We start from the raw sequence: 22,788 nt of genomic DNA on the forward strand, positions 1-22,788 counted from the left end.
AAACATCAAAAAAATGGCCTTGCTCCTCTCGAAGAGAGGAAAAGGCTTTGTGATCCGCCTAATTTACCAAATCTAATTTCCTTTATCTGTTTATTTCCCATAAACATGCAACCCCTGGCGCTTTTCTTGCGAAAAGAGCCAGGGGGTTTGTCATCAATCTCAAGCCCCCTATCAGGGGGCTTTCTCCCATCTCAACAGTCTGCCCATCTCACCCCACATACCGCGTCGCCTCGGCGGGGGACAGGCGAACCGCCTTCCGAGCCGGAATCATCGCGAACAACAGGGTGATCAAAAGGGCGCCGCCGAAATAAACGGCGAGCTTCAGCCAAGGGAAGAGGATGGCCACACTTCCCTCGGGGGAAAGTGCCCGGATCATCAAGTATCCGCTGTAACAGCCGATTCCCATGCCTGCCGCAATCCCCGTCCAGGCGATAAAGGCCCCCTCCATCAGCAGGATACGGAAAATCGACGGTGCCGAAAGCCCGATGGCGCGGAGCATGCCGATCTGCTGGCGACGCTCCTGCACCGTGCGGAACATCACCACCATCAGCCCGGCAATGCCGATGAACGTGGCCAAGGCACTGAATCCCTCAAAAAGCGAGAACAGGGTGCGGAAGCTGAGATTGGAGAGTAAAAATTCCTCCCGCGGATTTTTCAGGCCGAAAATATTGTTCAGGTTGAAGGTTTTTTCAAGATTCCTGCTCAGCTGCGAAAGCGAATCCGCCGATCGGGCCCGGATCAACAGGGCGGTTTGAATGTTTTTCCTGCTTCCGGCCAGCTTGCGAATTTCACCGGCTTTGACCCATACCCCGCCGGATGCGGGATACCCGTAACTTTCCTTTTCGCTTTGGGCGATGCCGATGATTTTCTTGCGGGCGACCACCCGACCGTCTGCGACGATGGGATAATCATCCCCCACCGTGAGCGGCTTGCTGCGGGAAACCATGCCTTTGTGCTCTTCGTCCCAGGACCATTTCAACAATTTCTCCTCCACCACGGCCACATCGGGATTGCGCGCCACCTCTGCCCACACGGCGCGATCGCTCGAATAGCGCTCGTCCCGTTTCACCAGGCGAATGCCGTTGGTCTCCGCATACCGTATATCGACCCCGTTGACCGATTCGACGGACTGAACATAGGGGACCGCCACCGCCGCATCGATGTCCGCGGGATCCACATATTCCGAGGACCGGAACAGGTTTTCCAGATCCTGCGTGGAAAATTCCCCGCCGGCGGTAGCCGTGAAATCGTATCCCCCCGTCGCCCTGCGGGCGTCGAAATCGCCGAAAAAGGCGGCAAAGGAGGAGACAAACACGCTGGAAAAACTGGTGAGATACAACACCAGCGTAAACATCAAAAAGAGCAGGCCCGTGCGAAGACGATTCACTTCCGGATAGCGGAAGGCCAGTATGAGCTCCCCGAACCGGCGGGGAAAAGGACGAAACAGGCGGGCGATTCCCGCAAAGAGCCGGGGCATAATGGCGATGACAGAGATCATCAACAGCACGACCAACAAGAATCCGACGGCAAAAACGATGAGCGGTTGGCCCGTTTCGCCGACCCATTCGCGAAATCCCCGTGTCATGGTGACGGTGAACAGGGAAAAGGTCAGGGCGAAAACCATGAGCGCCCCCGCCCCCCGGAGAACCGAACGTTCCCGGGTCAATCCTCTTCGTTCCTGACTCCCGCTCCGCTGCAGGGCTTCGACGATGGAAACCCTCCCTGCCCTGCGGGCCGCCAGTGCGGCACACAGGAGAACGGTGAGAAGGCCGATCGTAAAGCCGGCCAGGAGGAATGCGGGATCCACATGAAACAGGAAGCGAACCGTCAGCTGATTCCCGTATTCCGCCATGCGGCGGAATGTGTCCTTCAACAGCATGAGAAGCAAATAAGACAGACCGATGCCCGCGATCACTCCGAGCAAGGCGGACAACCCCGCGTACAAAAGCCCCTCCGTCCTCAGAAGGCGGGATAGATCGCGCCGGTTCATTCCGATCGCCCGGAGGATTCCCCATTCCCGGCGGCGTTCCTCGGCGATCATCCGAAAGATATTGACAATCAGGGCCAAACCGATCAGAACCGCGTTCAGACCGGCAATAAAAAAGACCGGGATGAATTTGAACAATTGGTCCAGGTCGTGAACCGCCACCTCGCGGACATGGGAAACGACCCATCCCTCCTTCTCAGACTTGAACACCCCGGCACTCCGAAACAACAGGCCGGAAGATGCGTCCAGCCGATTCGGGGAACGGCCGAGAAGGACATGGTTATAACCGTCCCCGATGTCTGAGAGGGTCCGCGCCGCATCGAGGGAGACCAGAGCCGTCGCCTGCGCTTTTTCCAGCCCGCGGTATCCGGTCAATCCCCGTTCGGTCACCACCTTTTTCACCGTAAAGGGTTGCATCCGGCCGCCGGCATCCAGGACGAAAAGGCGGTCTCCCTCCTGTGCCTCCAGCCGGTTCGCCGCCCGGTCGGACAACACGATTTCCCCCTCCCCGAGGTCGGAGGGGATCTCCTTCACCGCTTCGGGATCAAACTTCCCGGCCGCCGCCGGGTCCCAGCCGTGCACGTAGGTTCTCGGACTGAGGAGAAGGGGTCTGCCCTTCTCATCCGACTTGACAAGGGTCACCGTCAAACCGACCGTGGGCAATACGCAATCGTAACCCTCCTTCTCCGCCAGGCGCTCGATGTCCCGCACATCCTCCGCCGTCATGTAGGGACGTTTCAATCCCTTTTGCTCGCCGGCCGAAATGTCGCCGACGATTCGGCCGAACTGCTCCTCAAAAAACCGGTCAACGCTGGCCTGAATCGAACCGGTGATGAGCAGCGATGCCGTGATCAACGCCGTTCCGGTCATCGCCCCGACCACGGTGAAGACCGTCGTGCTTTTGCGCACCGCCAGGTTCCGGACCGCCATGCGCCGCAGATGGGGATCGCGCCCCGGGAAAAAGGCCGTCGCCAGGATGGCCGCCGCAAGCAGACCTGCGAAGATTACCGCCATCAGCCTTCCCTCCCCGCAGATCGGAGCGTAGGGGGCTGCCGCTTTGTCGAACGTTCCCGGAGGATTTGACCGCTGTCCATGTACAGGATGCGGTGGGCCCGTTCCGCCACCTCCGGATCGTGCGTCACCAGGACCATGGTGAGACCGTCCACCCGGTTGAGATGATCCAGCAAATCGATCACCAGTTCGGTGGTCTTCCGGTCGAGGGCTCCCGTCGGCTCATCGGCAAAAACGACGGCGGGACGGTTGACGATCGCCCTCGCCAGGGCGACCCGCTGCGCCTGTCCCCCCGACAGCTCCGCCGGCCGGTGGTGGCGCCGCTCCTTCAAGCCGACGCGGGCGAGGGCCTCCTCCGCCCTCCGTCGAGCCTCCCGGGCGGGAACCCCCGTCGCCAACAGGGGCAGCTCCACGTTCTCCACCGCCGACAGGACGGGGATCAGGTTGTAGGATTGAAAGACGAATCCCATCTGTTCTGCACGGCAGCGGTCCCGCTCCCGCTCCTTCATCCCGTGCAGATCCCTCCCCCGGATCCGCACCCGGCCGCGGGTGACGGTATCGATGCCGGACAGCACGTTCAAGAGGGTGGTCTTCCCGCATCCCGACGGGCCCATGACCGCCACCATCTCCCCGGGGAAAACGGAAAGGGAAACCCCCCGCAGCGCCTCCACGCGACTTTCCCCGTCTCCGAAGATTTTCCACAGCTCGTCCGCTTCCACGATCGGTTCCATCTGTGATTCCTCCCTTCGCCCCCATCATAAAGGGGAGGTTTCGGGATCTTTTCGGGAAGTTCTTAAGAAGTTGTCAAGAAACGGGGAATCTCGGCAGAGTGACCGTAAAGGTGCTTCCCTCCCCCGGCACGCTGTCGACGGCGATCGTACCCCCGTGCGCCTCCACGAATCCCTTGGCGATGGCCAGGCCCAGTCCCGTCCCTCCCGAACGGCGGTTTCGGGAGTCGTCCACCCGGAAAAAACGCTGAAACAGGTAGGGAAGCTTCTCCGGAGGAATCCCCGGCCCCCGATCCACAATGTCCACCCGCACTTCCCCTTCAAATGCCATCAGGCGCACCTTCACCCAATTTCCGGCTTCCGTGTGGCGAATCGCGTTGCCGATCAAATTGATGAGCGCCTGACGAATCCGCCCGGGATCGCAATAGATTTCACAACACGCCGATCCCTCCACCTCGAGCGCCATCCCCTTTGCCTCCGCTTCCACCCGCAGCACATCGACCACTTCATCGATCAAAGCGCCGAAGGGGACCCAGCTGCGTTCGAGGCGCAGCCGTCCGTCCTCCGCCAAACCGATCTGTTGCAGATCCTGCACGAGGCGGGACAACCGGATCGTCTCATCGATAAGGGGCAGCAAGCGGTCGGGGGCCAGTTGCTCCTTCCCTTCCAGGAGCGACTCCAGCTGCCCCCGCAAAATCGCCAGCGGCATCCGCAGTTCGTGGGCCACATCGGCGACCAGCCGGTTGCGGGCCTCCTCCCCCCGGATCCATTCCCGGCGCATTTTTTCCATCGAACGGGCCACCGCGGCCAACTCATCGGTGCCGGGGACTTTCACTTCCGTCAGATCCGGGGCAAAGGCCGCTTCCTCCGCCGACACGCTCAATTGCTCCAGCCGCCGGGTCATCCCCAACGCCGCCGCGTACACCGCCGACAGGCCGATCAGGACGATCGCCAGCAGAATCGTCAACGGCAGGTCGGTCGGTTCCCCTCCCAACCTCGCTTCCTCCCAATGGGCGCCCGCCCAAAATGCCGCCGACACCCCCGCCACCAACAATCCTCCGAAGAGGGTGAACAGCTTGGTGCGCATTCTCACCGGACATCACCAAACCGGTAACCCACTCCGAACACCGTCTGAATGAAGCGGGGATCCGCCGGATTCTCCTCGATCTTTTTGCGCAGGTTGTGAATGTGGGTGTCGATGGACCTCTCGTAACCGGCATATTCCTCGCCGAGGGCGGATTCCAGCAATTGCAGGCGGCTGTATGTTCTCCCCGGCTTGGACGCCAAGGTGGTGAGCAGCTTGAACTCCGTCGGCGTCAGGGAAATCTCCCGTCCGTTCAGCCACACCTGGTGACCCGGCACGTCGATCTCCAGCGGCCCGCGCAGGAGGCGCTCATCCTCCGAATTTCCCGTCCCGCGACCCTTTCCGGCCCGGGTCCGCCGGAGCACCGCCCGGATCCGGGCCACCATCTCCCGCAGGGAAAAGGGTTTCGTCAGGTAATCGTCCCCTCCCAGCTCCAATCCCAGCAGCTTGTCCACTTCCTCCGACTTGGCCGTCAAAAAGAGGATCGGAACATCGGAGAAACTGCGGATCCGCCGGCACACATCGAGGCCGCTCATCCCCGGCATCATCCAGTCGAGGAGCACCGCATCGATCTCCGGATGCTGTTCAATTTGGGAAAGGGCTTCATGCCCGTCCAGGGCGCGTATCACGCGATACCCTTCCCCTTCCAGGTAGTTTGCCACCACCTCCAGCCACTTTTCTTCATCATCGACCACGAGAAGAGTTAATGGTTCTCTGTCCATCTCCATCCCCTCTCCACGGTGGGCTCTCCATCAAGAATATCACGAAAAGGGCGGGGGTCCAGCCGTTTCTTTGGAGGGGCAGGAGAATGGAGGGCAAACCAAGAATCTTTTTCCAAGCGCGAAATTCCGCATCCACTTCCTTCGGAGGACCGATGTTCGCGGAAAAAACCGCGGAATGCCTTTGCCTGCCATCCGGGCAACTGAAGCGGCACATCCTTTCGGATTCACGACTCATCCGGGAAGGTGATCCCTGTTGTACGCCTTTGATCATCTCGTCCATCTCGTGCGCGACCCGAAAAAAGCGATGCGGACCGCCCGGGAATGCGGGCTCCGCGCGGTGGAAGGCGGCAGCCACCCCGATTGGGGTACCGCCAACACCCTCTGCTATTTCGACCTGAGCTACATCGAATATCTGGGCGTGGAAAATCCCGCGGTTGCCGAGAAAGCGAAGGGCAATCCCCTGGTGAGTCAAGCCCTGGAAGACCTGGCCAAAGGGAATGAAGGGCCGGCGCGGATCGCCCTGCGGACGGACAACCTGGACAGGGCAGCCCGCCTGCTTGAAGAACAGGGCTGGAAGGCTTCCGGTCCCTTCCCCGGCAGCCGCACCCGACCCGACGGCACTCTTCTCCGTTGGTCCCTGCTGTTTCCCGAGGGTCCGGCCGATGAGCTGCCTCCCCCCTTCCTGATCCAGTGGGAGCGATCTGACGAAGAACGGAAAATGGATCTGGAACGGCGCGGAGCCATCGCGCACCACCCGAGGGGGAACCTGCGGCTGAATCACGTCGCCATCGCCGTCCGGGACCTCGGCCGTGCGGCAAAATGGGAAAAGGGGTTCGGCTTGAAACCCGAAAGGGAATACGTGGACAAGATCTTGAATGCGGTATGTCGGGAACTGCAGCTGTCGGGCGGCAATTTGCTTTTCTGCGCCCCGATCGGGGAGGGTCCCGTGGCAAGGGTTCTGCAAACCCGCGGAGAAAGGCCCTTTCTCGTCGTCTTCTCCGGAGCGGAACAGGATGAGGATTGGAGAATGTTCGGAGGAATCTACCGGTTTTCAAGGGAGCGTTGAACCCGGCGCCGCGGAGGCATTGCCTCCCTCCGCCCGCCCGCGGCGTGCCCAACCGATGTTTCGGCTCGCGGGCGCCCTCCGCCGCGTTCCGCCATTTCCAATCTGCAGGAAAGGACGATCCAGCATGGGGAATCGCTTTGACGTTGTCGTCATCGGTGCCGGATCCGTCGGGATGGCGGCAGGTTATTTCCTGGCCAAAAAAGGGGTTCGGGTCCTGATGATCGATGCCCATGACCCGCCCCACACCGACGGCAGCCACCACGGGGACACGAGAATCATCCGCCACGCTTACGGAGAGGGCCGGGAGTACATCCCGCTGGCCCTGCGGGCGCAACAGCTGTGGTATGAACTGGAGGAGGAAGCGGGAGAGAAACTGTTTGCGAAAACGGGCGTCTTGGGGGTCGGCTTCCCGGATTCCCCCTTCATCCAGGAGGTGATCGCCGGTGCGGAGGCCCATTCCCTCCCCCTCGAACGGCTGTCTTCGGCAGAGATCATGCGGCGCTGGCCGGGGATCTCGATACCGGAAAGCTTTATCGGATGCCTGGAACCCGATGCGGGAGTGCTGTTCAGCGAAACCTGCCTCCGCGCCTTCCGGAGGCGCGCCCTTGACCTGGGCGCCGTCCTCGTCACGAACACCCCCGTCCTGACCATCGAAGGGGACGCGGGCGGCATAACGGTGCGGACCCCGGAAGGCGCCTTCCACGGGGAGCAGGTGATCGTCTCCGCCGGGGCGTGGGCGGGCAAACTGCTGTCCGATCTCTCCCTGCCCCTCACGCCCGTGCGGAAAACGGTCGGCTGGTTCCGGTGCGACGAAGGGCTGTACGATGCCCGCCGCTTTCCCGCCTTCTTCTTCGATTTCCCGGACGAACAGTACTACGGTTTTCCCAGCATTGCCGGAAGCGGGGTCAAGGTGGGGCGTCACGACGGCGGCCCCCCGATCGATCCCGACCGGTTCGACCGCACCTTCGGCGGCGCACCGGAAGACGAGGGGGATTTGCGCCGGTTCCTGGAGCGGACGATGCCGCAGGCGGCCGGCGAACGGTTGCGCGGCTCGGTTTGCATCTACACGCGGACGCCGGATGAACACTTCATCATCGATCGCCATCCGGAAGACGAACGGATTCTCATCGCCGCCGGTTTAACGGGACACGGCTTCAAATTTTCCAGTTCCCTCGGGGAGGCGCTGTGTCAATGGGTCGCCGCCGGAAAGCCCGGTCTGGACCTGTCCCTCTTCTCCCTGGACCGCCCTGCACTTCGCACCGAAGGCGAAACGAACACTTGAATTGCAAGCAACTGTGTGTATCCAAAAACCATGCTTACCTACACAGGAACCGGCATCATCGCCACACCGTTTCAAATGCGTGAACTCCCCGGCCAAGGTGGCCGGTGTAACCTGAACATCTCGCGGTAAGAGGGGAAAATTGCCGCATGGTTTCCCTTAAAAAGCGTTTTCCGTTTCCCTTTGAGGAGGATCGGCATCGCTATTCGAACAATCTGAAACCGCTCGAACCACCGTGCTGTATTCAGATCACCGCCGAATATTTCGACGAAGTCTCCGAAAAGCGCCGCTTGCTCGAAGCGCATCCGGAACGCTGCTTCCACGCGCTTCCGGGAACCCTTGAAGCGCAGTGGGAAGCGGTGGACACGGTTGTACACCAGTTGGTGCAAAACTATCCCGACTGCTTTTGGCTCGACAAGCGGGAGGACAGATGGACCTTCCAAAACCGGTTGCTGGACGAGACCCACCAATTCACGTTTGGAGACGCAAACACGCTTCCGGTGCAGCCCCTTGACTGGATCGGCCGGCAAGTGCAGGAAGATTTGTTGATCATGGTCCAACGGGACGACGACATCTTCCTCGAAGCCGGGCAGCTGTGTTTTCCCAGCGTCTGGTCCCTCACCTTTGATCTCGGAATGTCATTCCAGGAAATCCATCATCCGGTGCCGTGGAGTAACGAGCTGTCCGAAAAAATCCGGCGGTTTCTGCTGCGTGTCGAAGCGGGTCAGCCCTGGACGCGCCTCAACTGGGCCATGCAGGCGGGCAGACGGCTCCACATTCCGCCGGAAACGTTTGACGAGTGGGGACCGGAGCGATACCGGGTAACGCAGGAGAACGTGGCCGACACGGTACACTTGCGCGTCGAGGAACAGTGCGTGCTGCGGCTGCCGGGAAGCAATGCCCTGCTGTTCAGCATCCACACCTATTTGAAATCGGTGGGAGAACTGAGCCAACGCCCGGATTGGGCGCACAAAGTCCATTCGGTGCTCACCACGCTCCCGGAAGCGATCATCGCGTACAAAGGCCTGTCCGCATACCGGAAGCAGGTCATCGATTACCTGGAGCGATGCCTATGACGAAGCGACACCCGGATTCGCCGTCACGCTTCGTGATCCACCGCCGCTCGCGAAAACATTTGGTCTTTGTCGACGCGCACGGAGTGGCGGATGTGATTCCCGATGTCCGGCGGATGGCCGCCACGGGATATCCCGTCGAATGGAACCTTATCGGGGAAAGGGAGAAAGACACGGACGCCCACGTCGTCATTGCCTCCCTCATCTCCGCCAGGCGCACGTGGCCGCGAATCGACGACTCTGACGCACTCCGGATATATCTGGAAAAACAGCCCATGGGAACCCACTTGTACATCGCGGCTTCCTGGACGTCGGCCCGAGCGCTCGCCCGCATCGCGGAGATGCTGGGTTATGCGAAAGAAGACATCCAAATCCGAGGCCATGGACAAAGGTATGATCAAGTTTTCTGTATTGCCTGTTACACGATCAACCCCATCGGTGACGCACCGACCGTTCTTTGCCGACAGTGTGGAAAGACGATTGCAGTGTCGGATCACTATTCCCGACGGCTGGATGCCGTTCTCGGCTACCTGACGCTGGACACCATGCCCAAAAAGGAGGAAACATGAGAAAAGATGCCCTTCTGACCGTCCGCGTCGCGCGGATCGACATAGAGACACCGGTGGTGAAACGATTCACCCTGGTACCGGTGGAGACGGACCGTTTGCCACCGTTTTCAGCCGGAAGCCACATCACCACCTTCGTTGATTTCGACGGGCAGATTTTCGAGCGAAACTACACGCTGATCGGTGATCCGGGCAGGCGTGACGCATACGAGATCGCCATTCGCCGTTCGGATCGTTCGCAGGGGGGCTCCGCCGGTTGGCACGACCGTGTCCGCGTGGGCGATTTGGTGCGCATCAGCCCGCCGAAAAATCATTTTTCGCTGAGCGCTCGTGCAAGGCACCATGTGTTCCTGGCAGCGGGGATCGGCATTACGCCCTTTTTGTCGATGATGGCGGCCCTCCGGACCAAAAACGGGTCCTTCGAGCTGCACTACGCGGCGCGCTCCCGCTCGTTCTGCGCCTTTTATGAATTCATTCAAGCCCGTTACCCGAAGAGCCGCTTCTATTTTTCCGAGAACGGAACGCGTCTTACGCCGGACGTTCTCCGCGGCGCCAGGGTGGGAACGCACGTTTATTTGTGCGGTCCCGCTCCCTTCATCCGGGAATTTTCGCGGCATGCGGAGGAGATCGGATTCCCGAAGAGCAACATCCATGCGGAACGATTCACAACCCCGACGCCGGACAACCCGCGCCCGTTCGTGGCACTGCTGCACAGATCGGGTCGGGAAGTGGAAGTGGCGGCGCACGAGACGCTGCTCGCCGCTCTCCTGCGCGCCGGCGTTCGGGTGCGTTACGCCTGCCGATCCGGGGGGTGCGGCACTTGTGAGATCGGCGTCTTCGAAGGGGCGGTGGATCACCGCGATTTTTACCTGACGGATGAAGAAAAGGCCTCGAACCGCTCAATCATCGCCTGCGTCTCACGGGCGGCCGGCGACCGCCTGGTGCTGGATCTCTGATCTGCGAACCTAGCAATTTGTATCCGCAGAAGGGTCCTGCCGTATAAGGGCAGGACCCTTCTGTACGATGGGGCCAGAACACCGTGATTCCTGAGCCCTTCTTCCGTTCACTCACAAAAACAGCAAGAAAATAGCCCCGTGCCATGGCGGACGGGGCAAGGGGACTAAAAATCAACTTTTCCTTCTTCATGTCATGTCGCGGTCAGAGGGAAATGGACGCCGAGCTGTGCCATGGGTACCGCGAAGGCTCTCCCCTTCCCTTCTGCGGGATTGTAATGGACGATCAGGCAACTCGGTTCCCGGCGAAGACTACCCGTCTTTCGGTAATGAGCGAAATCAAAGGGGAGCACCTCCACCCGGCAATGCTTGCTCAGCTCCTGTTCCGATAGGCGCAGGGCGGCAAAGTCCGCCGAAACGGTTGCGGGTTCAGCAGCCAGGCGGCGGAGAAGGGTATGCCGCTCCTCTTTTTCCATCCCCTCCCACCATACGGAGCGCGGGCGGTGCTTGAAATGGGTCAGATAATCGTATTTCATGAGCCCTTCGATCACGGGCAGATGGGGGGTTCCCCGATCCCGCAGAAATTGGCGCAGACGGAGAAAGAGATCCTCCAACTGGTGACCGATGCGCTTCCACCCCCGCTCTTCCCAATAATCCCCGAAGGATTGGAAAAAATCAAAGGGCGTCTCAAACTCGTGTCGCGTCAAAAACCGGACCGTCTCGTCGAGATGATGGGAGTTCCAGTACTTTTCCAGGATGTCCTCGGCCCGCTTGATGCGGATCATGTCATCGAAAGAGAGCACCCGGCTGGAAAGCACCTCGTAAGGGGCGCGGTCGACGTAGACATAGCCGTGTTTTTCCGCCTCGCGTCGCAATCCCGTGCCGCGGAGCAGCTTCAGAAAGCCCAGCTGCAGCTCCTCCGGCTCCAGGGCGAAAACGTCGTTGAAGGTTTTTTTGAAGGAGGCGTAATCCTCCTCCGGCAACCCGGCGATCAGGTCCAGATGCTGGAGGATTTTCCCGCCGTCCCGGAGGTTGCTCACGGTGCGGGCGAGTTTGTCGAAGTTCTGCCGACGCTGGATCAGCTCATTGGTGAGGGGATTGGTCGACTGGACTCCGATCTCGAAGCGGAAGATGCCTGGGGGTGCGTTTTCGTTCAGAAACCGGACGATCTCCGGGCGAAGAATGTCGGCGGTGATCTCAAACTGAAACACGCATCCGCCGTGATGGTCGATCAAAAAGCGGAACAGCTCCATGGCATAGGTGCGGTGAATATTGAAGGTGCGGTCGACGAACTTGATCGTTTTGGCCCCGTTTTGGATTAGGTACAGGATGTCTTCCTTGATCCGGTCGAGATCAAAATATCGCACCCCGTTTTCAATGGAGGAAAGGCAGAACTGGCAGTGAAAGGGGCATCCACGACTGGTCTCCATGTACACGATGCGCCTGGAGAGGTGCGGCCGATCTTCGGGGAACCGGTACGGCGTGGGGATCCGGTGCAGATCCAGCTTGGGGCGCGGCGGATTGATGATGACTTCCCCGTCCTCGCCGCGGTGTGCGAGACCCGGAACGTCCCGGAATTTGCCCTCTCCGGCCAATTCCTCCAGCAGCTCTTTGAAGGTCTCCTCCCCCTCTCCGTAAACGATGAAATCCAGTTCGGGAATGCGCCGGAACCAGTGCTCAACGTCGTAGGTGACTTCCGGGCCGCCGAGGACGATTTTCACGTCGGGTTTCACTTTTTTCAGAATGTGCAGGACCGGGATCGTCTCCTCGATATTCCATATGTAACAGCTGAAGCCCACCACATCGGGAGCTTCCCGGTACAGGTCCATGGCGATGCTCATCGCCGGATCCTTGATGGTGTATTCCTTGATGGTCACCGGAAACTCCGGCTCGGTGAAGCTTTTCAAATATCGCAGAGCCAGACAGGTGTGAATATACTTGGCATTCAGCGTGGTCACGACGACTTTCATGGACATCACCTTTAACAACCGAAGATGTAGAAATTAGCGGACGGCGAAAAAAGCGGCTTTCGAAGCATGCGGCGTCAGTGCAAATGGTGAAAATCGTTATGCTTTTCATTCGTAAAGTGCTCGAAATTGTCCATCATCTCCTTTTTCAATCGGCTAAAAACCGAATCCGAAACGATATCCAGCGCTTTCAATCTCGTCAGGTCGTCGTATATCTTGGTCCAGGCCATCTCCCCCACGAACGGGTATATATCCCCCAATCGCTCCATCAAATGTCTCCGCAAATACTTCTCCTTCGCTTCCTGAACTCGCCTGATAAATTCCTCCACCGCCTCATCGGAGGGATTTCCGGCAATAAAGAAGAGACCGCTGCCGTCGAGGCATTGAAAGCCGATCCACTTGCGGCGGGACTGCCAAAATAAAAACCAAAACATCAGGGATAAGATCAAGTAAAACACGGGATGATTGCCCTGATACGGGTTGCCGGCAAAGACCCACAGGCCGATCAGCGCCGAAACAAGCCCCAGCCAAAACCATGTCTTTGACTTCTCGGTGATATGGCTGACGCTGGTGGGAATGGTCTCATACTTGACGAGAAATGCCTTCCGACCGAACCAGGTTTTATGCTCCACCCTGACACCGGCTTCGACGAGCTCGAACGTCAGCGTGACGAATTTGCTTCTTTGTTTCAACATTTTTTGCACCCTCCCATGTCTTAAGTATAATCATGAAGTTTTCCGGGCACTAGTCGGCCGCTTCGGACGATCCCGGTCCCGTAAGCGGCTGTGCGGGATCATCAGATCCCTCAACGGTTGGGGAAGGCTAAGGACAACATGGCGCCTCCTATCATCTCTTCGGCAGCCCTTCAAGCGGGGACCCGCTCCTCCCTGCATCGCGATGGGAAAAAACCAGATCATGAAGTATACCTGGAAGTTCCTCAAGGGCGGCGGTCCAGAACGGCTTCACCGCGCCCCCTTGACCCTCACCCTGGCGTAAGGGTTTATCATACGATTGCGGAAACCCTTCGAAAGGAGAGAAACCGATGTACCGGGTCGGAGAGCTTTCCCGGATCACCAATGTGAGCATACGGACCCTCCATTATTACGATGAAATCGGCCTGTTGAAACCGTCAAGAATCTCGGAAGCGGGCTACCGATACTACACCAAGGATGACCTCGTCAAACTGCAGCAAATCATCGTCCTCAAAAAGTTGGGATTCAAACTCTGCCAAATAAAAGAAATGACGCAGGTTACCGCGGACAACGCCGAGAAAGCGCAGCGATGGATGGAAATCTTCGATATGGAAATCGAGAAAATCCGGGAAGAAAAGCGGAGGCTGGAACTTCTGGAACGAAGCCTCCACGTCATCCGCCATTCCCTTGAACTGACGGGAGATGTTTCGAATGACGAGATCCTGGCCATTATTCAGTCGATCCAACTGAATGACGCGGATAGCTTTCTATCCCGCCACTTTACGGAAGAAGAACAGGAAATCCTGCTTCAGCAATTGCCGGATCTGACCGCTCGTGATGAAAAGACGGAAAAATGGATTGAACTGCTGAAAAAAATCCGCCAAACAAAGGGGGAACCGATCGACTCCCCCGTTTCGCAACGGCTGGCGGAGGAAATCATGCGTTTCATCCGCGAGTATCTGCAAATGGAAGATTCACTGGTCGACAAATATTGGGAAAAGATCAAGCCGGAGGACGGACAGCCGGAAAAGGTGATCGGCCTGGATAAGGAAACCATGGAGTACATCGAGCAAATTCTCGATTGGTATCAGAAATATGGTGAGGGGGACAAACATGGCGAAGAAAAACGATAAGGCGTCGGCAAGATGGGACCACTTCTTTTATCATCTGGTTCTCTTTGTCGCCATGCACTGTGTGTTTGCCGCATTTTTCGGCGTCCAGCCGCTGTCGCAGCTCGGCAGTGAATCCTATTTGGACCACATTCAAGAGAACTTTTTGAATCACGGCGTCAATATCTACTCGAACCAAACGGTCAATGAGCTCAGCGGCATCTGGAAAACCGTCCTCCTCGTGCACCTCATCTTGGACATCATCGAAACCATCTTTCCCCGGAAGAAAAAAACACCCGCCCGACATCTTCAAAAAGACGAGGGGGATGCTGAAAGGTACGGCGAGGAGGCGGCGACGGCCAAAAAACCGGATAAAAATCCGGGTACTGCATGGACTTATCTCCTGCTCGCCGGCTTGTTGGAGATCGTCTGGGCCACCGCTCTGAAGATGGATATGCTGGGGGGACCGCTGATCCTCGCGCTGATCCTCAGCTTTGACTTTCTGATAAAAGCCGTGAGGCGGTTGGGGGTCGGCACCGCCTATGCCGTCTTCACCGGAATCGGTACCGCGGGGCTTGTCCTGGTGGATGTCGCATTTTTCAAGGAGACGTTGAGCTTTCTGAAGATGTTTTTCATCTCGCTGCTCGTCCTTTTTATCATCGGATTGAAATGGACATCCGACAGTCGGGAGGGATCTCATCCATGAGCTGGATCTGTTTGGTTCTGGCCGGCTTGACCGAAGTGATCGGTGTCGTCGGGCTCAAAAAAGCATCGGAAAAAGGAAGTTGGTTCATGTATCTGCTGCTGATCGGCGGTTTTCTCGTCAGCCTCACATTGCTGCGCATATCGTTGGAAGAGATTCCGCTGTCCATCGCTTACGCCGTCTGGACGGGAATCGGAACGATGGGAGCGGCGGTGGTCGGCATCCTGTTCTTCAATGAATCGAAAAGCCCGGGGCGCATCCTGTGCATGCTGGGGATCATCGCCTGCGTCATCGGCCTGAGATGGATCGCGTAACTATCCTATTCCAGGCACTCGGAGCCTTTGTAGAAGTGTCGATGTGTCGGTGACCTTTTTTTGGAATCCGCACTCTGACTTACTTCTGCCCCATCGGTCCTCAGACCATGCCCGCCGTTGCGGAGGCGCTTTTGGTGCGCATTCGCCGATGCGCACTCATTACCGCTTATTTTTTACCGCTTCCGGCATTATTCGGAGGGACACCGCCTAAAAATCCCTCTCCCATCCGCTGACGAGGGTTACTGGCCCAATATCTTTTTCCTCGTCAAAGATTCGTCCGCTTCATCCCGGACATGTACCTGCATCCATCCGTATCCTCAAACCGGAGCCTTCACCTGGATTTCGCTCCCATCACCCCTGCTGCGTCTTCCTGTGGATCTTCAACTTTCAGATTCCGGATGGATCGGGACAAAAGCCCCAGCAGGGGCATCATAGCCACAACGGCGCCTCCGGCGATGAACGTCCAAGCCGGGCCAAAAGCGGCCACCGCCGCACCGGCCAAAGCGAGACCGACAGGGATGACGGTCCGAGAAGGTGCGGAGGCACACGCTCCTGGAGCAGGGTGATCCAGACCACCCCGAAGCATTCCAGGAGAAATCCGAGCAGGACAGCCATTGCGATCAACACGGCAACGGCGGGGACCGCTCCAATGGCCAGCGTGGCGACCCCCATCGCGAACAGCAACAGATAAAGGGTGACGCCCGGCCGGGAAATTCTCTGGAAGCGGATGCTCCCTATGAACAGACCGCCCAATAACGCTCCCGCTCCATAGAGAGTCATTACCGTCCCCAAGATTCCCGCTCCGCCGCCCAGCGTTTCCTTCACCAGAAAGGGCAGGGCCACATTGAACGTCCCGGTCGTCGCCGCATTGATCAACGCGGCGACAATCATGGTGATCCACAACCAGGAGACGGAAAAGGTATGCTTCAACCCTTCGCGGATCTCCGACAGGTAACTGCGGGAACCATTCCCCGCCCCCTCTTTTCCCGCCTTCGGACGGTATCGGATCATCGCGATGGCCAAAAGGGAACCGACCAGACAAAGGGTATCGAGGAGAAAGGTTGCCGCCGTGCCGACCGTCTCCACCAGCACCGCCCCCAGCGCCGGTCCCAGGATGACGCCGATTTGCCGGCCGATTCCGTTCATCGAGTTGGCGGAGGCCCGTCGCGATCGACCAGCTCATGAATGATCACGGTATAGGCCGGCTGGAAAAAGGCGTCCGCGATTCCGAAGAAGACATATAGGCACAGGACGGACCACAGCTCCACCTTGTCAAGGAGCACCAAAGCGGCCAAGAGAACGGTCATCAGCGCCCTCACGCCGTCCGACGCGAGGATCACCCCTTTGCGCGAAAACCGGTCCACCGTGGCGCCGGCAAACAGAGACACCAGAATATTGGGAATAAAAAAGGCCATAAACACCAGAGCCGTCGCTCGGGCGGAGTTGGTTTCGGTGACGATCAACCAGACCAGGGCGACCCGGAAAATGTTGTCCCCCAAATGGGAAAGGGTATGTCCAGTCCATAAAAACGAAAAGTTTCGGTTTTTCAAAACCCGGACCAGACGGGACATCCGCAATACACCCCTTTATCGAAAAAAATATTTTTTTCGTTAGTCGCTTTCATTATATGAGGGGTGATTTTTCCTGTCAATCCCTACCACCTATCGGGAGTGCAGACGCAGAAAAGGCCACGCAACCCGGTTGCGCATTGCGAAACCTCTCAGAAATGTTCGGCGGCCCGTGCGGATTTTGTCGGTCCTTTTTGGCGAAAAGCGATCGCCTCCGCCTTTATAAAATCGGATCGTCTCCCAGCCGAAAACAAAACCCCGTCACGCACGGAAGGTGACAGGGTTATTCTTCGACAATGTAGCGCCTTGAAGGGAAGAAGCGGACCTTAAAGCTGCTGTTGGAACTCCTCTCATCCCCTGCTCCGGTTCACCAATTCCTCCCGGCTCCCCGGTTTTTCCGCGGGGATTCCCGCGCGGCATAGGGGGCATTCCCCGGGGGCATAGCTCTTGATGTCCAGGCGGAGAAGGGAGCGGTACGGCACGGCGAAGGGGGAAACGCCGCCGCTCCGGTCGACGATGGAACCGACGCCGACCACCCGGCCGCCGAGGGATTCGACGAGGTCGATCACTTCCCGGACCGATCCCCCCGTGGTGACCACGTCTTCGATCACCAGGACGCGTTCTCCTTCGCCGATGGAAAATCCGCGGCGCAGCTGCATCACCCCGTCCTTCCGCTCGGCAAACAGACAACGGACGCCGAGGGACCGGGCCGTCTCATGGGCGATGATCACGCCGCCCAGGGCGGGACCGATCACCGCCTCCACCCGCTCTTCCCGGAACAGGCCGGCCAGGGCCCGGCCCGCCTGCTCCGCCTCCCTCGGGTACTGAAGCAGCCGGGCGCACTGCATGTACTGTCCGCTGTGACGGCCGGAGGACAGGTGGAAATGGCCCTCCGAAAGCACTCCGGTCCTGCGGATCGCCTCTTCAACATTCCAGTCCACATCGATCCCTCCCCGCGTTTTGTACGGCTCTAACAATCGTCCGGTAGGCCGCCGCCGGGTCGGCGGCCCGTGTGATCGGCCGGCCGACGACGAGCAGGTCGGCTCCCCGGGCCACGGCCTCCTGCGGCGTCATGACCCGTTTCTGATCCTGCGTCGCCTCCCCACTCGGCCGAATGCCGGGAACCACCGCCAAAAAGTCGGGACCGCCTATCGCTTTGATCCCTTCCGCTTCCCAGCCGGAGCAGACCGCTCCGTCCATCCCGGATTCCCGGGCCATTCGGGCATAGCGGCGCACGCACGCCTCCACCGTTCCCGGAATGCCGATCTCTTCGTTCAGCACCCGCTGATCAAGACTGGTGAGCTGTGTGACCGCCAACAGCCGAAGGGCCGAGGCCCCGGACCGATCCCGGGCCTCCCGGGCGGCCTCCATCATCGCCCTCCCTCCGCAAGCGTGGAGGGTCAACAGATCCACCCCCAACCGGGCGACGGAATCCACCGCACCGGCCACCGTATTGGGAATGTCATGCAGCTTCAAATCGAGAAAGACGCCGTATCCCCGCTCCTTCAACCGCTCCACCCAGCGGGGGCCGGAGGCGTAAAAGAGCTGCATGCCCACCTTGACGAAGGGATTTTCCTCCGCCTCCAGTCGGGACAAAAGGGCTTCCGCCTCCTCGGCCGTCGGAAAATCCAGGGCGATGACCACGCGGCAATTCATCCGACCACCACCTCTTTCCGCGACCGAGCCGGCGAAGACTGAAAACCGATCGGTTCGGCGGTGAGGGTGATCGACTCCAAGGTGTCAAGCAGCGCCGACACCGTGTCCAGCGAGGTGAGACAGGCGATGCCGTGTTCCACCGCTTCCCGCCGGATGCGGAAGCCGTCCCTCTCCGGCGTCCGTCCGCGGGTCCAGGTGTTCACCACCAGATCGGCCTTACCCTGCCGGATATAGTCCAGAATGTGGGGAGAGCCTTCCTTCAACTTGTTGACCCGCTCCACCGGAAGTCCCTCCTTCTCCAGCACATCCGCCGTCCCATGGGTGGCGACGATCCGGTAGCCCAGCTGGTGAAAGCGGCGCATCAGCGGCACGGCTTCCTCCTTGTCCTTGTCGCCGATGGTGGCGATCACCGTCCCGAATTTCGGCAGGGAGAGGCCGGCGGCGAGAAGCCCCTTGTACAAGGCGCGGGCCACGTCCCTGTCACGCCCCATCACCTCGCCGGTCGATTTCATCTCCGGCCCGAGGGTAACATCGACGCTGCGCAGCTTGGCGAAGGAGAAAACGGGCACTTTCACCGCCACGTCTCCGTTCTCCGGCCACAGCCCACTCCGATATCCCTGGGAGGGAAGACTTTCCCCCAACATGATCCGGGTGGCCACCTGCGCCATGGGAATTCCCGTCACCTTGCTGAGGAAGGGAACGGTGCGGGAAGCGCGCGGATTCACCTCCAGGACGTAGATCTCTCCGCCGTAGAGGACGAACTGGATATTGACGAGCCCCCGGATGCGGAGGGAACGGGCAATCTGGGTGGTAATAGCCACCAGCCGCTCCTTCTGGTCGGGGGTGACCGATTGGGTGGGATAGACGGCGATGGAATCGCCGGAATGGACCCCGGCCCGTTCGATGTGTTCCATGATACCGGGAATCAGCACGGTCTCCCCGTCACAGAGGGCGTCCACCTCCAGCTCTTTCCCCCTGAGATAGCGGTCGATCAGCACCGGATGCTCCGGATTCACCTTGACCGCCTCCTCCATGTAGGAGCGAAGCTCTCCTGGGCTGTGGACGATCTCCATCGCCCGTCCGCCCAGTACGTAGGAGGGGCGGACCAGCACCGGGAATCCCAGGGCTTCCGCTTTCGCCAGGGCCTCCTCCACCGATGTGACCGCCGCGCCGGGAGGCTGGGGAATGCCCGCTTCCGCCAGCAGCCGCTCGAACTTCTCCCGATCCTCCGCCCGATCGATCGCATCCAGCGGCGTGCCCAGGATGTCAATCCCCTCCCGGGCCAGTTCCCGGGCCAGATTGAGGGCAGTCTGCCCTCCGAACTGGACGATGACGCCCACGGGGTTTTCCTTTTCGATCACGTGGAGAACGTCCTCGATGTACAGGGGTTCGAAGTAGAGCCGGTCGGAGATGTTGAAATCCGTGGAAACCGTCTCCGGATTGTTGTTGATGATCACCGCCTCGTATCCCGCCTCCCGGAGGGCGTGGATCGCGTGCACGGTAGCGTAATCGAACTCGATCCCCTGCCCGATGCGGATGGGGCCCGAACCCAGGACGAGGACGGTCGGCTTTCTCCCCTGGATCACCTCGTCCTCCCGTTCGTAGGTGGCGTAATAGTACGGGGTGGCGGCGTCAAACTCGGCCGCGCAGGTATCCACCATCTTGTAAACGGGTCGGATGTCCAGGTCCCGGCGCAGTGAACGGACCGCGTTCTCCGTGGTCCGGCACAGGCGGGCGATGACGCGGTCGGTAAAACCCATCCGTTTCGCCTCCCGCAGCAGGTCGGGTTCGAGTTCCCCTTGCTGCGCCAATCGGCGTTCCATCTCCACGATTCCTTCGATCTTGTGCAGGAAAAAGGGATCGATTCCGGTGAGCCGGTGCGCTTCTTCTTCGCTTCCACCCCGGCGGAACCACTCCGCCAGGAGGAAGAGCCGTTCATCGTCCGGCACCTTCAGACGCCGCTTCAGCTCTTCATCGGCCAAATGCTCCGCCGACTCGAGAAAGAGATGGTCCGCTCCGATCTCCAAGGAGCGCAGGGCCTTCAGGAGGGATTCCTCCAGGATGCGGCCGATGGCCATCACTTCTCCCGTCGCCTTCATCTGGCTGCCCAATTTGCGGTTGGCCGAGGAGAACTTGTCAAAGGGCCAGCGCGGGATCTTGCAGACCACGTAGTCGATGGTCGGCTCGAAACAGGCGTAGGTCTGGCCGGTCACCGGATTCATCAGCTCGTCCAGAGTGTAGCCGATCGCGATTTTTGCGGCAATCCGGGCGATCGGATATCCGGTGGCCTTGGAGGCGAGGGCACTGGACCGGCTGACCCGGGGATTCACTTCGATGACGTAATACTGGTCGCTTTGGGGATCCAGGGCGAACTGGACATTGCAGCCGCCGCGGATGTCCAGGGCGCGGATGATGCGCAGGGCGGCGGAGCGCAGCCGCTGGTGATCCCGATCCGACAGCGTTTGCGTGGGGGCGACCACGATGCTGTCCCCGGTATGGACGCCCACGGGGTCCACGTTTTCCATATTGCAGACCACGATGCAGTTGTCGGCGGCATCCCGCATCACTTCATATTCGATCTCCTTGTAGCCGGCGATGCTTTTTTCGATGAGGCACTGACGGATGGGACTGTACCTCAACCCGTTCTCGGCGATCTCCCGGAGCTCTTCCTCGCTGCCTGCGATCCCCCCGCCGGTTCCGCCCAGGGTGTAGGCGGGGCGGACGATGGCGGGATACCCGGCGCCGTCGGCAAAGCGAACGGCCTCCTCCACCGATTGGACGATGGCGCTCTGAGGCACCGGTTCCCCCAGTTCCTCCATCAGGGCCCGGAACTGCTTTCGATCCTCCGCCCGGATGATGGCGGCGAGATCCGTACCCAAAAGGCGAACCCCTTCCCTTTCCAAAATGCCCCGTTTGGCCAGTTCCACCGACAAGTTGAGCCCCGTCTGACCTCCCAGGGTGGGCAGGAGGCCGTCCGGCCGCTCCTTGCGGATCACCTGGATGAGAAAGTCGGGAGTGAGGGGTTCGATGTACACCTTGTCCGCCATGTGGGTGTCGGTCATGATCGTCGCCGGGTTGCTGTTGACCAGCACCACCTCCACCCCTTCTTCCCGCAGGGCTTGGCACGCCTGGGTACCGGCGTAATCGAACTCGGCGGCCTGTCCGATCACGATCGGACCGGAGCCGATCACCAAAATCTTTTTCAACCTCGAATCCTTAGGCATCGGTCTCCTCCTTCCGACGGCGGCGGTCCATCAGCTCCAGAAAGCGGTCGAACAGGAAGCCGGAATCCCGGGGGCCGGGGGCCGCCTCCGGATGGTACTGTACGGAAAAGACGGGCAGCTCTCTGTGCCTAAGCCCCTCCACCGTTCCGTCGTTCAGGGCGATGTGGGTGATTTCAAGAGGGGTGCCCGCCACCGATTCCTTTTTCACCGCATATCCGTGGTTCTGCGAGGTGATCACGGTTCGGCCGCTCTCCAGGTCCTTCACCGGATGATTGCCGCCCCGGTGGCCGAACTTCATCTTCTCCGTGTCGGCGCCGCAGGCCAGGGCCAGCACCTGGTGCCCCAGGCAAATGCCGAACAAGGGGTATCGCCCCAACAGTTTCGTCACGGTATCGATGGTCCGCGGAAGATTCTTGGGGTTTCCCGGCCCGTTGGACAGGAGCACGCCGTCGGGCCGGAGACGGTCTATCTCCTCCGACGGCGTGTCGTGGGGGACGACCACCACGTCGCAGCCGCGGCGAACCAGCTCCCGGAGGATGCCGTATTTGACCCCCAAATCGACCAGCACGACCCGCTTTCCGAATCCGGGTGAAGTATAGGCGCTCCGGGTGCTCACCCGGGACACGGGATCGCGCAAAAGGGGCGTCCGCTCCAGCTTCTCCAGCATCCCGGACAAGGATTTCTCCCGGGTGGTCAAAAGCCCCTTCATCGTTCCTTGGTTGCGGATTTTCCGGGTCAACATGCGGGTATCGATTCCGGCGATGCCCACGATTCCGTGTTCCTTCAGCCACCCGGCCAGCGTCTGCTCACTCCGCCAGTGGCTGGGAAATTCGGCGTAATCCCGCACGACGAAACCGTGAACGAAGGGACGAAACGCCTCTCCCTCGTCCCGGTTCAACCCGACATTTCCGATCAAAGGGTACGTCATGGCGACAATCTGCCCGCAGTAGGAGGGGTCGGTCAGCACCTCCTGGTACCCGGTCATCCCGGTGTTGAAGACGACCTCCCCGACGACTTCCCCTTCGGCTCCGAAGGACTCTCCCTCAAACAGCGTTCCGTCCTCCAACAACAAACGGCCCCGCATCG

Annotated in this window: 18 protein-coding genes and 1 pseudogene; 8 read left to right on the top strand and 11 right to left on the bottom strand. The window is 59.8% G+C overall.

Annotation, left to right across the window (positions count from 1 at the left end):
- Nucleotides 1-208: 208 nt before the first annotated feature.
- The 4 genes from CLV97_RS04370 to CLV97_RS04385 all read right to left on the bottom strand — a co-directional run bounded on the left by CLV97_RS04370 (nucleotide 209) and on the right by CLV97_RS04385 (nucleotide 5,532).
- Nucleotides 209-3,001, bottom strand: a complete 2,793-nt coding sequence (locus CLV97_RS04370) for an ABC transporter permease (RefSeq protein ID WP_106344316.1) — start codon at nucleotides 2,999-3,001, stop codon at nucleotides 209-211.
- On the bottom strand, nucleotides 3,001-3,729 hold the full coding sequence (locus CLV97_RS04375) for an ABC transporter ATP-binding protein (RefSeq protein WP_106344317.1): 729 nt from the start codon (nucleotides 3,727-3,729) through the stop codon (nucleotides 3,001-3,003). Before CLV97_RS04375 ends, CLV97_RS04370 begins: the two co-directional genes overlap by 1 nt.
- A gap of 73 nt (nucleotides 3,730-3,802) precedes the next feature.
- Nucleotides 3,803-4,813 (bottom strand): sensor histidine kinase, encoded by a 1,011-nt coding sequence (locus tag CLV97_RS04380; protein WP_106344318.1) that lies wholly within the window; start codon nucleotides 4,811-4,813, stop codon nucleotides 3,803-3,805.
- Between the two features lie 2 nt (nucleotides 4,814-4,815).
- Nucleotides 4,816-5,532 carry a response regulator gene (locus CLV97_RS04385; protein ID WP_342749765.1) on the bottom strand — a complete coding sequence of 239 codons (717 nt, stop codon included), beginning with the start codon at nucleotides 5,530-5,532 and terminating at the stop codon, nucleotides 4,816-4,818.
- Nucleotides 5,533-5,785: 253 nt separating this feature from the next.
- On the opposite strand from CLV97_RS04385, the gene CLV97_RS04390 reads away from it, so the two are divergent.
- The 5 genes from CLV97_RS04390 to CLV97_RS04410 all read left to right on the top strand — a co-directional run bounded on the left by CLV97_RS04390 (nucleotide 5,786) and on the right by CLV97_RS04410 (nucleotide 10,472).
- On the top strand, nucleotides 5,786-6,598 hold the full coding sequence (locus CLV97_RS04390) for a VOC family protein (protein ID WP_106344320.1): 813 nt from the start codon (nucleotides 5,786-5,788) through the stop codon (nucleotides 6,596-6,598).
- Between the two features lie 124 nt (nucleotides 6,599-6,722).
- Nucleotides 6,723-7,880, top strand: coding sequence for an N-methyl-L-tryptophan oxidase (solA, locus tag CLV97_RS04395; protein WP_106344321.1), 1,158 nt, complete (start codon nucleotides 6,723-6,725; stop codon nucleotides 7,878-7,880).
- Nucleotides 7,881-8,026: 146 nt separating this feature from the next.
- Complete coding sequence (locus CLV97_RS04400; protein WP_106344322.1) at nucleotides 8,027-8,953, top strand: heme-dependent oxidative N-demethylase family protein; 927 nt, start codon at nucleotides 8,027-8,029, stop codon at nucleotides 8,951-8,953.
- Nucleotides 8,950-9,519, top strand: coding sequence for a hypothetical protein (locus CLV97_RS04405; RefSeq protein ID WP_106344323.1), 570 nt, complete (start codon nucleotides 8,950-8,952; stop codon nucleotides 9,517-9,519). Before CLV97_RS04400 ends, CLV97_RS04405 begins: the two co-directional genes overlap by 4 nt.
- On the top strand, nucleotides 9,516-10,472 hold the full coding sequence (locus tag CLV97_RS04410) for a PDR/VanB family oxidoreductase (protein ID WP_106344324.1): 957 nt from the start codon (nucleotides 9,516-9,518) through the stop codon (nucleotides 10,470-10,472). The genes CLV97_RS04405 and CLV97_RS04410 overlap by 4 nt, the downstream gene beginning before the upstream one ends.
- Before the next feature lie 191 nt (nucleotides 10,473-10,663).
- On the opposite strand, the gene CLV97_RS04415 is transcribed toward CLV97_RS04410, so the two are convergent.
- Together CLV97_RS04415 and CLV97_RS04420 are read right to left on the bottom strand one after the other, a co-directional pair.
- A complete protein-coding gene (locus CLV97_RS04415) occupies nucleotides 10,664-12,439 on the bottom strand; it encodes a B12-binding domain-containing radical SAM protein (protein ID WP_106344325.1) in 1,776 nt (591 codons plus the stop codon).
- Between the two features lie 74 nt (nucleotides 12,440-12,513).
- Nucleotides 12,514-13,131, bottom strand: coding sequence for a hypothetical protein (locus CLV97_RS04420; RefSeq protein ID WP_106344326.1), 618 nt, complete (start codon nucleotides 13,129-13,131; stop codon nucleotides 12,514-12,516).
- Between the two features lie 347 nt (nucleotides 13,132-13,478).
- Here CLV97_RS04420 and CLV97_RS04425 point away from each other — a divergent pair, with 347 nt between their 5' ends.
- From CLV97_RS04425 to CLV97_RS04435, 3 genes are read left to right on the top strand one after another with little or no spacing between them, the layout of a single operon-like run.
- Complete coding sequence (locus tag CLV97_RS04425) at nucleotides 13,479-14,261, top strand: MerR family transcriptional regulator (protein WP_106344327.1); 783 nt, start codon at nucleotides 13,479-13,481, stop codon at nucleotides 14,259-14,261.
- Nucleotides 14,242-14,943, top strand: coding sequence for a DMT family transporter (locus CLV97_RS04430; RefSeq protein ID WP_245891371.1), 702 nt, complete (start codon nucleotides 14,242-14,244; stop codon nucleotides 14,941-14,943). The genes CLV97_RS04425 and CLV97_RS04430 overlap by 20 nt, the downstream gene beginning before the upstream one ends.
- The gene (locus CLV97_RS04435; protein WP_106344328.1) at nucleotides 14,940-15,254 is read left to right on the top strand and encodes a DMT family transporter; all 315 of its coding nucleotides are present in this window, start codon (nucleotides 14,940-14,942) and stop codon (nucleotides 15,252-15,254) included. Before CLV97_RS04430 ends, CLV97_RS04435 begins: the two co-directional genes overlap by 4 nt.
- 429 nt (nucleotides 15,255-15,683) lie before the next feature.
- Here the strand turns inward: CLV97_RS04435 and CLV97_RS18895 are convergent.
- The 5 genes and pseudogenes from CLV97_RS18895 to carA all read right to left on the bottom strand — a co-directional run bounded on the left by CLV97_RS18895 (nucleotide 15,684) and on the right by carA (nucleotide 22,786).
- A pseudogene (locus CLV97_RS18895) lies at nucleotides 15,684-16,825 on the bottom strand (MFS transporter).
- A gap of 347 nt (nucleotides 16,826-17,172) precedes the next feature.
- A complete protein-coding gene (gene pyrE / locus CLV97_RS04450; protein WP_106344331.1) occupies nucleotides 17,173-17,763 on the bottom strand; it encodes an orotate phosphoribosyltransferase in 591 nt (196 codons plus the stop codon).
- Nucleotides 17,747-18,478 (bottom strand): orotidine-5'-phosphate decarboxylase, encoded by a 732-nt coding sequence (gene pyrF, locus CLV97_RS04455; RefSeq protein WP_106344332.1) that lies wholly within the window; start codon nucleotides 18,476-18,478, stop codon nucleotides 17,747-17,749. The genes pyrE and pyrF overlap by 17 nt, the downstream gene beginning before the upstream one ends.
- On the bottom strand, nucleotides 18,475-21,702 hold the full coding sequence (gene carB, locus CLV97_RS04460) for a carbamoyl-phosphate synthase large subunit (RefSeq protein WP_106344333.1): 3,228 nt from the start codon (nucleotides 21,700-21,702) through the stop codon (nucleotides 18,475-18,477). The genes pyrF and carB overlap by 4 nt, the downstream gene beginning before the upstream one ends.
- On the bottom strand, nucleotides 21,695-22,786 hold the full coding sequence (gene carA / locus CLV97_RS04465) for a glutamine-hydrolyzing carbamoyl-phosphate synthase small subunit (protein WP_106344334.1): 1,092 nt from the start codon (nucleotides 22,784-22,786) through the stop codon (nucleotides 21,695-21,697). Before carA ends, carB begins: the two co-directional genes overlap by 8 nt.
- Nucleotides 22,787-22,788 lie beyond the last annotated feature (2 nt).

Source organism: Planifilum fimeticola, assembly GCF_003001905.1.
Classification (GTDB): domain Bacteria; phylum Bacillota; class Bacilli; order Thermoactinomycetales; family DSM-44946; genus Planifilum; species Planifilum fimeticola.

What these genes read in the sequence shown, in the direction of transcription:
- CLV97_RS04370 (WP_106344316.1), bottom strand. Translation starts at nt 3,001, where the DNA reads ATGGCGGTAATCTTCGCAGGTCTGCTTGCGGCGGCCATCCTGGCGACG.
- CLV97_RS04375 (WP_106344317.1), bottom strand. Translation starts at nt 3,729, where the DNA reads ATGGAACCGATCGTGGAAGCGGACGAGCTGTGGAAAATCTTCGGAGAC.
- CLV97_RS04380 (WP_106344318.1), bottom strand. Translation starts at nt 4,813, where the DNA reads ATGCGCACCAAGCTGTTCACCCTCTTCGGAGGATTGTTGGTGGCGGGG.
- CLV97_RS04385 (WP_342749765.1), bottom strand. Translation starts at nt 5,532, where the DNA reads ATGGACAGAGAACCATTAACTCTTCTCGTGGTCGATGATGAAGAAAAG.
- solA (WP_106344321.1), top strand. Translation starts at nt 6,723, where the DNA reads ATGGGGAATCGCTTTGACGTTGTCGTCATCGGTGCCGGATCCGTCGGG.
- CLV97_RS04400 (WP_106344322.1), top strand. Translation starts at nt 8,027, where the DNA reads ATGGTTTCCCTTAAAAAGCGTTTTCCGTTTCCCTTTGAGGAGGATCGG.
- CLV97_RS04405 (WP_106344323.1), top strand. Translation starts at nt 8,950, where the DNA reads ATGACGAAGCGACACCCGGATTCGCCGTCACGCTTCGTGATCCACCGC.
- CLV97_RS04410 (WP_106344324.1), top strand. Translation starts at nt 9,516, where the DNA reads ATGAGAAAAGATGCCCTTCTGACCGTCCGCGTCGCGCGGATCGACATA.
- CLV97_RS04415 (WP_106344325.1), bottom strand. Translation starts at nt 12,439, where the DNA reads ATGAAAGTCGTCGTGACCACGCTGAATGCCAAGTATATTCACACCTGT.
- CLV97_RS04420 (WP_106344326.1), bottom strand. Translation starts at nt 13,131, where the DNA reads ATGTTGAAACAAAGAAGCAAATTCGTCACGCTGACGTTCGAGCTCGTC.
- CLV97_RS04425 (WP_106344327.1), top strand. Translation starts at nt 13,479, where the DNA reads ATGTACCGGGTCGGAGAGCTTTCCCGGATCACCAATGTGAGCATACGG.
- CLV97_RS04430 (WP_245891371.1), top strand. Translation starts at nt 14,242, where the DNA reads ATGGCGAAGAAAAACGATAAGGCGTCGGCAAGATGGGACCACTTCTTT.
- CLV97_RS04435 (WP_106344328.1), top strand. Translation starts at nt 14,940, where the DNA reads ATGAGCTGGATCTGTTTGGTTCTGGCCGGCTTGACCGAAGTGATCGGT.
- pyrF (WP_106344332.1), bottom strand. Translation starts at nt 18,478, where the DNA reads ATGAATTGCCGCGTGGTCATCGCCCTGGATTTTCCGACGGCCGAGGAG.
- carB (WP_106344333.1), bottom strand. Translation starts at nt 21,702, where the DNA reads ATGCCTAAGGATTCGAGGTTGAAAAAGATTTTGGTGATCGGCTCCGGT.
- carA (WP_106344334.1), bottom strand. Translation starts at nt 22,786, where the DNA reads ATGCGGGGCCGTTTGTTGTTGGAGGACGGAACGCTGTTTGAGGGAGAG.